This is a genomic window from Austwickia chelonae NBRC 105200 (assembly GCF_000298175.1).
Taxonomy (GTDB): domain Bacteria; phylum Actinomycetota; class Actinomycetes; order Actinomycetales; family Dermatophilaceae; genus Austwickia; species Austwickia chelonae.
This window is the reverse complement of sequence record NZ_BAGZ01000005.1, coordinates 342,707-355,276: the sequence shown is the minus strand read 5'-3', so window position 1 is coordinate 355,276 and position 12,570 is coordinate 342,707. Positions and strand designations below refer to the sequence as shown.

Genomic DNA, 12,570 nt, shown 5'->3' with positions numbered 1-12,570 from the left:
CGTCGCTCGGCCCTTCGATGACACGAGAGATGGAGAACGGTGAGCATGAGCGAGATCGTCGCCGCCGGACCGGCACAGGCGTCCGGCCTGGACGACCACATCTACCAGCGTCTGCTCAAGGAGCGGATCATCTTCCTGGGCTCGGACGTCCGCGACGACAACGCGAACGCCATCTGCGCCCAGATGCTGCTCCTGGCAGCGGAGGACCCCGAGAAAGACATCTGGTTGTACATCAACAGCCCCGGAGGGTCTATCTCAGCGGGTATGGCGATCTACGACACCATGAACTGGATCCCCTGTGATGTCGCGACCGTCGCCATGGGCATGGCTGCGTCGATGGGGCAGTTCCTGTTGTCCGCCGGAACTCATGGAAAACGCTATGCCACACCGAATGCGCGCATCCTCATGCACCAACCACTGGGTGGCATCGGCGGCACCGCTACCGATATCAAGATCCAGGCCGAACAGATGCTCTTCATCAAACGGAAGATGGCCGAACTCATCGCCGAGCACACCGGGCAGCCGGTGGAGAAGATCGTCGAGGACTCCGACCGCGACCGTTGGTTCAGCGCGCAGGAGGCCAAAGAATACGGCTTCGTCGACCACGTCTACGAGCACGCGGGCCAGACTCCCGGTGCCGGCGGCACCAAGAACTGACCCCGACCAGCGCGAAAGGCACTTACATGATCCACACTCCGCGCGGCGGGATGAGCTATCCGGCCCCGAGTAACCGCTACATCCTGCCGCAGTTCGAGGAGCGCACCTCCTACGGGATGAAGCGCACCGATCCCTACACGAAGATGTTCGAGGACCGCATCATCTTCCTGGGCGTACAGGTCGACGATGCCAGTGCGGACGACATCATCGCCCAGCTCATCGTTCTGGAGAGCCAGGACCCGGATCGCGATATCGTCATGTACATCAACAGCCCCGGCGGATCGTTCACGGCGATGACGGCGATCTACGACACGATGCAGTTCATCCGACCCGACATCCAGACCTTCGTGGTCGGACAAGCGGCCTCAGCTGCTGCAGTACTCACCGCGGCAGGAGCCCCGGGTAAACGGTTTGCCCTCCCCAACAGCCGGATCCTGATCCACCAGCCTGCACTTGCCGGTGGAGACTACGGGCAGGCCTCCGACATCGAGATCCAGGCCAACGAGGTCTTCCGGATGCGCACCTGGTTGGAGGAGACGCTTGCCAAGCACACTGGCCGGAGCGCCGCGCAGCTCAACGAGGACATCGAGCGGGACAAGATCCTCGGAGCTCAGGAAGCCAAGGAATATGGCTTGATCGACGAGGTGCTGACGAGCCGTAAGGCTTCCGCTCAGGACTGAACCAGATCCACTGATCAGCGGTGCTGCGTCTCGGCATGCCGAGACGCAGCACCGCTGATCAGTGTTGTGCCGCTGGCCGTCGAAAATTCGATCGTCCGTGGAATATTCGCGGTGTTCAGTCGGATCTAGGGCAAAGATGGCGTCTTCATCGGCGGTCACTGTGCAGGAGAGCCGTCTCACTTTCCGCCCTGAGCGGACACGCGGACGTACTCCTCGCGTGAGAGCGGCCGAATAGAGAAGATGAAGTGTCTGCCGGCAGGTGGGCGATAGCACGGAGATTTCACCGGACTTCGACGAAGGGACGCCTGTGGCACGTGTGGGAGATGGCGCCGACCTGCTGAAGTGTTCTTTCTGCGGTAAGAGCCAGAAGCAGGTCAAGAAGCTCATCGCCGGACCCGGCGTGTACATCTGCGACGAGTGCATCGATCTGTGTAACGAGATCATCGAGGAAGAGATCGCCGAGGGCAGCGAGCTGGGGCTCGAGGAGCTTCCCAAACCGCGGGAGATCTTCTCTTTTCTTCAGCAGTTCGTGATCGGTCAGGACTCGGCCAAACGTGCGCTGGCTGTGGCGGTGTACAACCATTACAAACGTATCCAGGCCGGGGAGATGCTCCGCAAGGGGGAGGACCGGGTCGATATCGCCAAGTCGAACATTCTGCTGATCGGCCCGACCGGTTGCGGAAAGACCTATCTGGCTCAGACCCTTGCCCGGATGTTGAACGTCCCCTTCGCCATCGCGGATGCCACCGCGTTGACCGAGGCCGGTTACGTAGGCGAAGACGTCGAGAACATCCTGCTCAAGCTCATCCAGGCGGCCGATTACGACGTGAAGAAGGCCGAGACTGGGATCATCTACATCGACGAGGTCGACAAGATCGCACGTAAGAGCGAGAACCCCTCCATCACCAGGGATGTCTCCGGTGAAGGTGTCCAGCAGGCGCTGCTGAAGATCCTGGAGGGCACCACCGCCAGTGTGCCGCCGCAAGGTGGACGCAAACACCCGCATCAGGAGTTCATCCAGATCGACACCACGAATGTCCTGTTCATCGTGGGTGGCGCTTTCGCCGGTCTGGAGAAGATCGTGGAGTCCAGGGCTGGGAAAGCCGGGTTGGGTTTCGGCGCGAAGCTTCGGATGGCAAAGGCCTCAGCCGAGTACTATGCCGAGGTCCAGCCTGAGGACTTGATGAAATTCGGGCTGATCCCCGAGTTCATCGGACGTCTCCCCGTGGTGACCACCGTGGCTCCTCTGGACAAGGAGGCGCTGACCAAGATCCTTGTCGAGCCCAAGAATGCTCTGGTCAAACAGTACCGACGGATGTTCGAGATCGATGGCGTCGATCTCGAGTTCACCGAGGAGGCTCTGGAGGCGATCGCCGAGCAGGCTTTGCTGCGGGGCACCGGAGCCCGTGGCCTGCGTGCGATCCTGGAAGAAGTGCTGCTACCGGTCATGTTCGATGTGCCCAGCGAAGAGGACATCGCCCAAGTCGTCATCACCCGGGAAGTGGTACTCGACAACGTGAACCCGACGATTGTCCGTCGTGATCCTGCGGTTCGACAGGCCGGTAAACGTTCTGAGCGGCAGGACCGGAAAGAATCGGCCTGATCCGAGGGCGGACGAGGAAAATTTCTTTCCGATGTCGGGCCGGTCGTACGGGGTGGCTTTTCCTCCGCGCCAAACCGTGTGCCCTCCTTACTCACAGGGGGGAGGCACAGTCCTGTCACAGCGCGAAGGGCCCGGGTATGACACCGGCCCGGGAGCCTTCCCGGGCCGGTGTCATACCCAATCCGATATCAGCGTCGGATCATTGACGGGTCTTGAGGGTGAGTCCGTACTTCTCCAGAATCGGCTTGATCGGCTGGAAGTAGGCGATATTGGGCTGCCCGGTGCGGTGCTTGCAGACGCCGGCCTTGAGGTCGACGATCTTGTTCCCGTTACCGCCGGAGTGCACGCCCTGAGCCTGTTCGCCGGCGATCCACGCGCCGCCTGAGTCACCGGAAGAGGTGCAGACGTTCGTCTGGGTCAGTCCGGTGATCCGGTCGGTGCTTCCGTTCTTGGACCGGTAGTTGACCGTGACGTTCTTGGCGGTGATGGTTCCGCAGGTCCATCCGGTGGTTCGCCCGGACTTGCACACTGCTGCCCCGACGGGGGCTTCTTCGGAGCCCTTCACCACCACGGCTTTGCCGTTGTACTTGTCGACGGCTTCCTTACCGCTCCAGCCGGATTCGAGGGTGGCGTAACCCATGTCGGCGCCGGGGTAGTTGGAGGCCTGGGCCTTGCCCAGCGGTTTGTTGTTACGGGTGAAGGAGACACCGCCGCCGGTGCAGTGGCCAGCTGTGATGAAGACGTCCTGGTTGCCCTTCTTGGCGTTGAACCCGAGGGAACACATGAATTTGTTGGCTCGGATCTCTTGACCACCGTAGATGGCCTGTCCCTTGGCTCCGCCGCCGTTGTCGCCACCGCGGCCGTTGTCATTGCCGCCCTTGACCCCGCCGCCGTTGTCACCGCCTTTGACGCCGCCACCCTTGGCTCCACCGCCCTTGGTGCCGCCGCCGTTGTCGCCACCGCCACCGATGTTGGTGAGCGCGTACTCAGGCTCGGCGTGATTATCGGTGGCCTGGACCTCGATGTTCTTCAGACCTTCGACGGCCTTCTTGGCAGCTTCGCTCTCCTTGACCGGGACATTGAGCACGATGAGGTTACGTGAGGTGTCCAAGGAGGAAGAGGTGAGCTTGTCGCCCAGCTTTTCCTCGGCCTTTCGACGGTTCTCGGAGACCTCTTTGGCGGAGGTCTTGACGACCTTCGCCTCGACGTTGTCGCCCTTGACCTCCTTGGCGCTCTCTTCGTCGGCGACGTTCACGATGAGCTTGCCGCGCTTCTGGTCGATATAGGACCCGGAGGTGCGGTCGCCGAGCTTGGACTCGAGCTCGCGGGCGGTGGTGGCGTGTTTCTTCTGGTCGCGAACCCGGCCCAGAGCGTCACCTTCGGAGAGGCCGAACTCCTTGGTCAGGTACTCGGCCGACATCTTCTCGACAGCGCTGATCTCGTCGAGGGCGTCGCCTTTCTTGTCATCGGCGTACGCCAGTGCGCTGGTGCCGGTAAGGGTGAGCGCGGCTACCGCCGCGATGCTCAGAGCCTGTCGGGCCTGAGTAGATGCTGTTTTCCCTGTGTGTCGTCGCATGAACGAACACTCTCCCGTCCTGGTCAGGGTGATTTGTGACGTGATTCCGGGAACTTTCTGGAATCACGCACAGAGAGTAGCCAATTCGCTTCAAGCTCGGGTCGGGAGGTGAGCTTTTCAAGACGAACGACCACGTTCTCGGACGGGGGAGAAGAGACCATGCTGCTCCTCAAGGCCGAGGATACAGGCTGGCGACCCTGCCGTAGGACGAATGGCGGTGCAGCGCTAGCAGGGCAGAGCATCGTCGACTCCCCAGCTGGCCCCCGCTGGGGGCCATGGGCGCATGGTGCGGGCCGTTGTCGACAAGTGAGCGCCCTGTCGCTGAGGAGGCGAGACTGCAAGAGGTGACGAATGCGTACAGAGGGGAGACGCTCGGTGAGTTGCTACTGCCGAAGGCTCAGAATGTCAATGTGCAAAATTACTTGCTGACCTTCAGTGTGAGCCCATATTTTTTCAGGATCGGATTGATCGGCTGAAAATGGGTCTTGATCTTGTCTCCTCGGGAATTCTGGCACTTGCCGTCCTTGAAGCTTGTGGCATTCCCGCTGGAAGTGACGCCCTGGGCTTGGTCGCCAGCCATCCAGGGGCCGCCGGAATCTCCGCGTAGAGCGCAGACATCGGTTTCGGTCAGCCCTTTGATCTCGTGCCTGGTCTTCGGGTCGTTAGGGCTATTTACGCTGGTTGCATTTTTAGCCGTGATCGTGCCGCAGGTCCATTTCGTGGATAATCCTGATTTGCACACGGCCGCTCCGACCGCGGCTTCCGTCGAGCCCTTGACCGGGGCCATCTCCCCGCCGGACATCTTGTTGACGGACGCATCTCCGATCCACTGTGTCATGTCCAGGCTCGCATAGGCCATGTCTTCACCGGGGAAGGAGAATTCCTTGATTTCACCTAGAGACTTGCTTTCCTTGGTGAACTTGCGTCCTTTTTCTGCGCAATGGCCCGCGGTGACGAACCCTTCTTCATTTCCTTTGGTGACGCTGAATCCGTAGCTGCAGGAGTAGACATTGCCATTTGCGAGTTTGTAATCGATCCTGTCTCCACCTCCGATGTGCGCTTTCTTGTCCATGGCAGACACCGGGTGGCTCAGCGGGACCGCATCGTCGGGGCTTTCCTGGATCTCGACCTTGCTCAGGTCGCTGGTGGCCTGACCTGCGGCTGCGAGATCCTTTGCCGGAACGGAGAGCACGATCATATTGCGAGTCGTGTCGACAGCAGATGAGCGCATCATGGATCCGAGGCGCTGCTCGGCCTGCTGGCGGATCTGCGCCAGTTGACTGGCGGTGGTGCCTACGACCCGTGCTTCCACTTTCTCACCGCCAACCAGAGTCGCAGCTTCGTCGTCCGATACGTTGACGACGAGTTTTCCGCGTTTCTGGTCGATGAAGCTTCCGGGGCTCCGGTCACCGAGTTTCTCCGCAATGGTCAATGCGGTGCGCGAATGGCCTTCCTGCTCGCGAACCCTGTTCATGGCTTCGGGTTTCGACAGGCCGAATGCTTGAGAAAGGTGGTCGGCAGCCATCCTCTCCAAATCAGAACGGGGGCTCTTGCCGGAGTTCGGAGGCGTTGCCGAGTGAGCGGGGATACTGGCCGATCCGGAGGCCAGCGCAACGGCAGTCAGTGCACCTAGCATTCCAAAGGTGAGCGACATGCTTTTCCTATCAGAACTGCGGAAATTTCGCGAGCAGCTCGTGGCTTCAATGGACTGGGTTGAATTGTCTTTCTTCGTGTGGTGGTTCATGTAGAGAATCTAAGCAGCACGGTCTGGCTTTTGGCTGTATGATATTTTTTTGTTGACAGTGGTAATTTTTGGCATTAATCAGCGGGCGATCTCTTTTTGCTGAAATAAAACAGTCAATCGAGAGTCGGTTCGCAGATATCTCGGTGGAAAAATTCTGAGAACTCTTGGGAACTTTAGAAATTTCTCGAAAAAAGGGCGCAATGTATATTATCTAAATAAAAAGAGAAAGCGGACCTTGGTCCGCTTTGATTCGAATTAATACTATTGAGATGAATTGTCTTATATTTTCATGAACGGGGCATTCTCCTGAAGGTTCATGCGTCTGGATGCCCAGTTCGATCTCCGTGCCGCTCTTCTGCGCTGAGGGCATGCGAAAGGGCGCATCTGCCGAGATATATTTCGAACCGAGGTTCGATCTCGAACAGATGCGCCCTGCAGGCTGAAGTGCTGTGCTTATTTCACAGGGGCAGACCCGATGGAGACGCTGCCGCCGCTGGAGGTGATCTCGACGCGCTTCAGGTCCTTCACCGCAGCGCGGGAGGACTCGAGGTCCTCTTCCGACACATCGATCACGACCATGGCGCGGGATGCGTCCACGGAAGCCGAGTTCAGCTTGCCTCCCAGGCGCTTCTCGGCTTCGGTGCGAATACCTTCAAGTCCAGAGGCCGTCACTCCGACGACATGCACCTCGACCTTGCAACCCCTGATCTTGGACGCCGTCTTCTTGTCGGCGACGTTCACGATGAGCTTGCCGCGCTTCTGGTCGATGAAGGTTCCGGTGATGCGGTCGCCGAACTTCTTCTGGAAACGTTGGGCATTCGCCGTGTGTTTCGGCTGAGCGCGGACCCGGCTGAGCGCCTCCTTGAAGGAGAGCCCATAGGTCTTCGCAAGATACTCGGCCGACAGGCGCTCGATCATCGAGATCTCGCCGGGGGCGTAGCTGGAAGCCTGTGTGCTGTTGTTGCCACCGGGTGTGGGGGCGGCTGCGTAAGAGGCGGTGGGTGCTGCCGCCAGAGCGATCGCAGGGGCCACCGCGATGGTCGCCACGATCTTGGCCAGCCGCTGTCGACGTGGGAGGGACGCGGCTGCACCAGGGGCCTGGTCGGCGCCCTGGATCTCCGTCTTGCAGGAAGCATCTTTGGTGAAAAACGCCCTCAAGAAAATAGGAAACATGTACGGAGCGTAGCGAACTCATCCTGAATGAATGCTGTGAGGATCGTTCTTCGGCCCTTCCTTCTGGCTCCGGAGAGGTGATTACAGGCAGGATGGCAGAATGCCACGCGTCTTCCGATTGGGGCCCGGTCAACTGGGACCACAGCAGCACAGCCCCGTGAGTTGCGGGGCTGCCTGCCTGCTCGTCGCTCGGATGCTACGGGACGCCCGTTACGCGGCGTGGGTCATCGACGGGAGCCCCGGAGACCGCCGGACTCCCGACGAACGGTTCGCCGACGCCGAACGCCGCACCATGTGGCGTACCAACTCGGTTTGGAGCTACCCGGGACGACTGCAGATGCCCTGGCCCAGGCAGCTCGGCACACCACCGTGGGGGGCGCTTGCCGAGCTGGAGGCGCGGAGCTCCGACGTGGGCTCCTCCTACCGGGTCATCACCACCAGAGCGATGCGCGGAATCGACCGACAACAGGTCTTCGACCGGGTCGTCTCCCAGATCAGGCCAGGGGCTCCTGTGTTGATGTACATCGGGCAGGACCTCCTACCACGACATGTCTGTCTACTCTTCGCCAACCCAGGGAGCCGAACGGTACTGCTCTACGAGCCTTCTGCCGGCACAGTGGATTTTCCCCAGCGCGAACGATTCATCGACGCCAAATTGGGGCTGGGCGGATGGAACAAACCCTGGTTCCTCGTCGCACCTGGCGCCACAGGTGAATCCGTCGGCGCCGTAGCTCGTTCTCATCTGCTGATCCCTACCCTCCGTACCGCTCCGGAAGGCGGGCTGATGCGTCAACGCACCGGTACTTCCCTAGGAGGCGGAAACAGGGTATGAGCTGCGCCCACCACTGGTGGACACAGCTCATACCCTCCTCACAGCCTCAGCTCTGCGGCGGAGCCAATACGACGTCGCGCACTTCGAAGGCCTCTGCCGAAGCATAAGAAGCCTCGGCAATGCGTCCGGCCGCGAACAGGTCTGCTTCCGCAATCTGGAGCCGACTCGTCGATTCGGCCGACCCTGCGAAGGTGACCGTGGTGACCACGGCCTTCATACCGACCTTGGCGTCCGACTTCGCTTTACGTACTCCGCTGAGCGCCGAACCCACAGAACCGAGCAGCGATGCGTCGCCCTGAGCGCCCCTGGCAAGGCCGGCTTCCTCGACCGACGGCCACATCGCACGATGCACCGAACCAGACCGCCACCAGCTCCAGACCTCTTCGGTGGCATAGGGCAGGAAGGGGGCCAACAAGCGCAACAGGATGTCGAGCGCGATGCGCAGAGCGGCCTGGGCCGACGCTGCAGCCTGCTCTCCTCTCGAGCCGTGGGCTCGGTCCTTGACCAGCTCGATGTAGTCGTCACAGAAGGTCCAGAAAAAGGTCTCGGTGTCCTCCAGTGCGCGTGTGTGATCGTAGTTTTCGAAACCCTTGGTGGCCTTGTCGACGACCTCGGCCAGCGCAGCGAGCATCGCCAGATCGAGTGGCTCGGTCACCAGAGCAGCCAAGTCGCCACTCTCATCGGACGGTTCGCCGAACCCGAGGGCGAACTTGCTGGCGTTGAGCACTTTGATCGCCAGTCGGCGGCCCACTTTCATCTGCCCGGTGTCGAAGGCCGCATCAGTGCCCAACCGTGCCGAACAGGCCCAGTAACGCACCGCATCGGAGCCGTGTTGTTGCAGCAGACCCTCCGGAGTCTCCGCATTTCCTTTGGATTTGGACATTTTCTTGCGGTCCGGGTCCAGGATCCAGCCGCTGATGGCAGCGTGTTTCCACGGCAGCGAATCCTGCAGATGATGGGCGCGGACCACGGTGGAGAACAGCCAGGTGCGAATGATGTCCTGCCCCTGCGGTCGCAGATCCATCGGGAACAACTTGCCGAAGAGCTCAGGATCAGATCCCCGACCGTGGCCCCACCCGGTGGTCAGCTGCGGGGACAGCGAAGACGTGGCCCAGGTGTCCATGACGTCCGGATCACCGGTGAAACCACCGGGGACATCGCGTTGGTCAGCGGTATAACCAGCGGGGACATCGGAGGACGGGTCGATCGGCAGTTGGTCGAGGCCGGGCACGATCGGCGCGTCATACCGTGGCTCACCCTGTTCGTCGATCGAATACCACAGGGGGATCGGGATGCCGAAGAACCGTTGACGGGAGACGAGCCAGTCGCCGTTGAGTCCGCCGACCCAGTTCTCGTATCGAACTCGCATGAAATCGGGGTGGAAGGCGAGCTGTTTGCCCCGCTCGATGAGCGAAGCGCGCAATGCTTCGTCCCGTCCGCCGTTGCGGATGTACCACTGACGACTGGTGACGATCTCCAACGGTTTCTCGCCGCGCTCGTAGAAGTTCGCCTTACGCTGCGTGGGCGCGGGCTCGCCGTCGAGCGAACCCTCCCTGCGCAACTGATCGACGATGCCGGTGCGGGCGGCGTATGTGCTCTTGCCTGCGACATGTTCGGCGTAGAAAGCTGCGCCTTCGCCGGAGAGCCAGTCCGGAGTCTCCGCCGACAGGCGTCCGTTCCTGGTGATCAAGGAACGCATCGGCAACTGCAGTTCACGCCACCACGTGACGTCGGTCAGATCACCGAAGGTGCAACACATGGCGATGCCCGCGCCCTTGTCCATCTCGGCATCGGGGTGCGCCAGAACCGGAAGCTCCACGCCGAATACCGGACTGGTCACCGTCGTACCGAAGAGCGGCTGGTAACGCTCGTCGTCAGGGTGCGCGATGAGAGCAACACAGGCGGGGAGCAGCTCGGGACGCGTGGTCTCGATATGGATCGGGGTGCCGTCGGCGCGGGTGAACGCCACCCGGTGGTAATGGCCGGGGTAGTCCCGGGCTTCCAACTCGGCCTGCGCCACCGCAGTCTGATAGGTGACATCCCACAGCCCCGGAGCCTCGGCCTGATACGCCGCACCGGCGGCGAGATGTTCCAGGAACGCCTGCTGGCTCACCGCGCGGGACCGGTCGTCGATCGTGCGGTAGGTGATGTCCCAGTCGACGGACAGTCCCAACCGGCGCCACAGGGCCTCGAAGGTCTTCTCGTCCTCGACGGTGCGTTCGTCGCAGAGTTCGATGAAATTGCGTCGGGAGACGGCCTCCTGCTTGGAGGCGTCCTTGACGTCCTTGGCGGACATGTTCCCGCGGTACTTCGGCTGGTAACCCTCCACATAGGGCAGAGAGGCGTCACCTCGCACACCGTAGTAGTTCTGCACCCGCTTCTCGGTGGGCAACCCGTTGTCGTCCCAACCCATCGGGTAGAAGACCTCGAGGCCGCGCATCCGTTTGTACCGGGCGAGGCAGTCGGTGTGGGTGTAACTGAAGACGTGCCCCACGTGCAGCGAACCGCTGGCAGTGGGGGGCGGGGTGTCGATGGAGTAGATCTGCTCACGGGGCAGTGCGACGGCACGGCTGCGATCGAATCGGTAAATGCCCTGTTCATGCCATACCGGAGCCCACTTGTCCTCGAGTCCGTCTACCGAGGGTTTCTCGGGGACCTGCGGGTTCTGGGGTTTCTGGTCACGGTGGGCAGGCATCGTCATGAGGGGAATCTTCCCAGATGGTGGGGCGGGGGTTCCACTTCGTATCCCGTTTCAGGCCGGTCCTCGAAGCTGCCGCTTCCCAGCGAAGCCGTCGGCCTGTGCCGGTGGTCTCGACGCCGAAGTCTCCATGGACGGTCGGTGCGGGTCCGGTGCGCCCAGAGGATCCTGAACGGCAGAAAAGGGTCGAATTCTACTTGCCTCAGGCCATTTCTGACGCATTCTGCAGGCGTGTCGCGTCAAGACAAATGTATCTATCAGGGTGTCCATACTTCGCTAAAAAAAGTCAGAAGAGCGTCAAGTCCCTGGATATATTTCCAGAAAGGCAGAGAGGCTGTCTCCAAGTGTCGGGCACGGCACGATCCGCACGCTTGGAGATTAAGGAGCGTCATGAAGGGTTCAGCATTTAGTGCACGCAGGTTGGGTGCAGTCCTGGCAGTTGCCGCCCTCGGAATGGGTTTGGCGCCTTTCGGTGTCAATGCCGCAGCCCCTGATAGTGAACCTGGTAAAGATTCGACGAATATCGTTGGTGGAGTCGCTGCATCCCAGGACGAATTCCCGTTCATGGTTTCCCTGCAGCGTGATGGTGAACATTTCTGTGGTGGAAGTCTGCTCAATGCCGGAACCGTCCTGACCGCAGCACATTGCGTCAACGACCTGCTCCCACCACCTTCGGTGGAGCGGTCGGATGCGCCCACTCCGGCCCCGACCACGCCTGCTCCTCCGACATCCACCCCGAGCCCGGCGCCCACCACGCCGGCGCCCACCACGCCGCCCGCGACCTCCGACTCCCCGGCGTCGAGGGTCACTCTGGTCATCGGCCGGACCAAGCTCTCCGACACCAGGCAGGGTGTCGTGCGCAAGATCGCATTCCGGGAAAACTCGCAGGTCCCCGAGATCAGCATGCACCCTCAGTACGGCAAGGCCGTCGGCTACGACGCGGCGCTCATCTACCTGAACGAGGACGTCTCCGGGATCGTCCCGGTGCGTCTGCCCACCGGTAACACCGACAGTCTGCTGGCGCCCGGCTCGATAGCCACCGTCATCGGCTGGGGAAACATGGACACCACCCTCTCGCGCTTCCCGGACCGTCTGCACAAGGTCGACGTTCCGATCCTCAGCGAGGAGGAATGCCTCACGAACGCAGATAAGTCCTTCAACCCGAAGTCGGACATCTGCGCCGGCCGTAAGGGCAAGGACTCCTGCCAGGGCGACAGTGGTGGACCGCTGCTACGCAAGATCCCCGGTCGCGACGAGTACTTCCAGATCGGCATCGTCTCCTGGGGCTCGGGTTGCGCGGACCAGGGCGGGCCTGGCTTCTACACGTCGGTGAGCTCCTCCGAGGTCATGGACGGGCTCAAGAATGCACCGCGGGGGAAGCTCGCCAACGCGCTGCGTTGATCTTCCGTCTTCACCAACGACATGTCGGGGTGTCTCTGATGAGAGTGACACCCCGACATGTCTTTCCATGACCGGAGGCGGCCGCCCCTTGAAAGAAATGACCTGTCTGCATGGAGAAAAGTGGCCAGATCTGCGTGCCATCCATCTATCGCGGCGATGAATGGATTTCCGGCATGGATACGCGTGGATGACTTTTGATGGATCGC

General features: G+C 61.2%; 9 protein-coding genes. 5 read left to right on the top strand and 4 right to left on the bottom strand.

Annotated elements, in window-relative coordinates; all coding sequences use genetic code 11:
• Positions 1-45: 45 nt before the first annotated feature.
• The 3 genes from AUCHE_RS04750 to clpX all read left to right on the top strand — a co-directional run bounded on the left by AUCHE_RS04750 (position 46) and on the right by clpX (position 2,940).
• Positions 46-657, top strand: coding sequence for an ATP-dependent Clp protease proteolytic subunit (locus tag AUCHE_RS04750; RefSeq protein WP_006502137.1), 612 nt, complete (start codon positions 46-48; stop codon positions 655-657).
• A gap of 26 nt (positions 658-683) precedes the next feature.
• Complete coding sequence (locus tag AUCHE_RS04745) at positions 684-1,337, top strand: ATP-dependent Clp protease proteolytic subunit (protein WP_006502136.1); 654 nt, start codon at positions 684-686, stop codon at positions 1,335-1,337.
• 307 nt (positions 1,338-1,644) lie between these two features.
• Entirely contained in the window at positions 1,645-2,940 is a 1,296-nt protein-coding gene (gene clpX / locus AUCHE_RS04740; protein ID WP_006502135.1) for an ATP-dependent Clp protease ATP-binding subunit ClpX, read from the top strand.
• 199 nt (positions 2,941-3,139) lie between these two features.
• On the opposite strand, the gene AUCHE_RS15515 is transcribed toward clpX, so the two are convergent.
• The 3 genes from AUCHE_RS15515 to AUCHE_RS16915 form a co-directional block, all read right to left on the bottom strand.
• Complete coding sequence (locus AUCHE_RS15515; RefSeq protein WP_006502134.1) at positions 3,140-4,516, bottom strand: S1 family peptidase; 1,377 nt, start codon at positions 4,514-4,516, stop codon at positions 3,140-3,142.
• A 418-nt stretch (positions 4,517-4,934) separates the two neighbouring features.
• Positions 4,935-6,260: a S1 family peptidase gene (locus tag AUCHE_RS15510; RefSeq protein ID WP_074788441.1), complete on the bottom strand. Its 1,326-nt coding sequence runs from the start codon at positions 6,258-6,260 to the stop codon at positions 4,935-4,937.
• 453 nt (positions 6,261-6,713) lie between these two features.
• Positions 6,714-7,433, bottom strand: coding sequence for a hypothetical protein (locus AUCHE_RS16915; RefSeq protein ID WP_006502132.1), 720 nt, complete (start codon positions 7,431-7,433; stop codon positions 6,714-6,716).
• Between the two features lie 100 nt (positions 7,434-7,533).
• Here AUCHE_RS16915 and AUCHE_RS04720 point away from each other — a divergent pair, with 100 nt between their 5' ends.
• A complete protein-coding gene (locus AUCHE_RS04720; protein ID WP_006502131.1) occupies positions 7,534-8,265 on the top strand; it encodes a hypothetical protein in 732 nt (243 codons plus the stop codon).
• A gap of 46 nt (positions 8,266-8,311) precedes the next feature.
• Here AUCHE_RS04720 and valS read toward each other — a convergent pair whose 3' ends face one another.
• Entirely contained in the window at positions 8,312-10,966 is a 2,655-nt protein-coding gene (valS, locus tag AUCHE_RS04715) for a valine--tRNA ligase (protein WP_006502130.1), read from the bottom strand.
• Positions 10,967-11,353: 387 nt separating this feature from the next.
• Between valS and AUCHE_RS04710 the strand changes: the two genes are divergently transcribed.
• Positions 11,354-12,364: a S1 family peptidase gene (locus tag AUCHE_RS04710; protein WP_006502129.1), complete on the top strand. Its 1,011-nt coding sequence runs from the start codon at positions 11,354-11,356 to the stop codon at positions 12,362-12,364.
• Positions 12,365-12,570 lie beyond the last annotated feature (206 nt).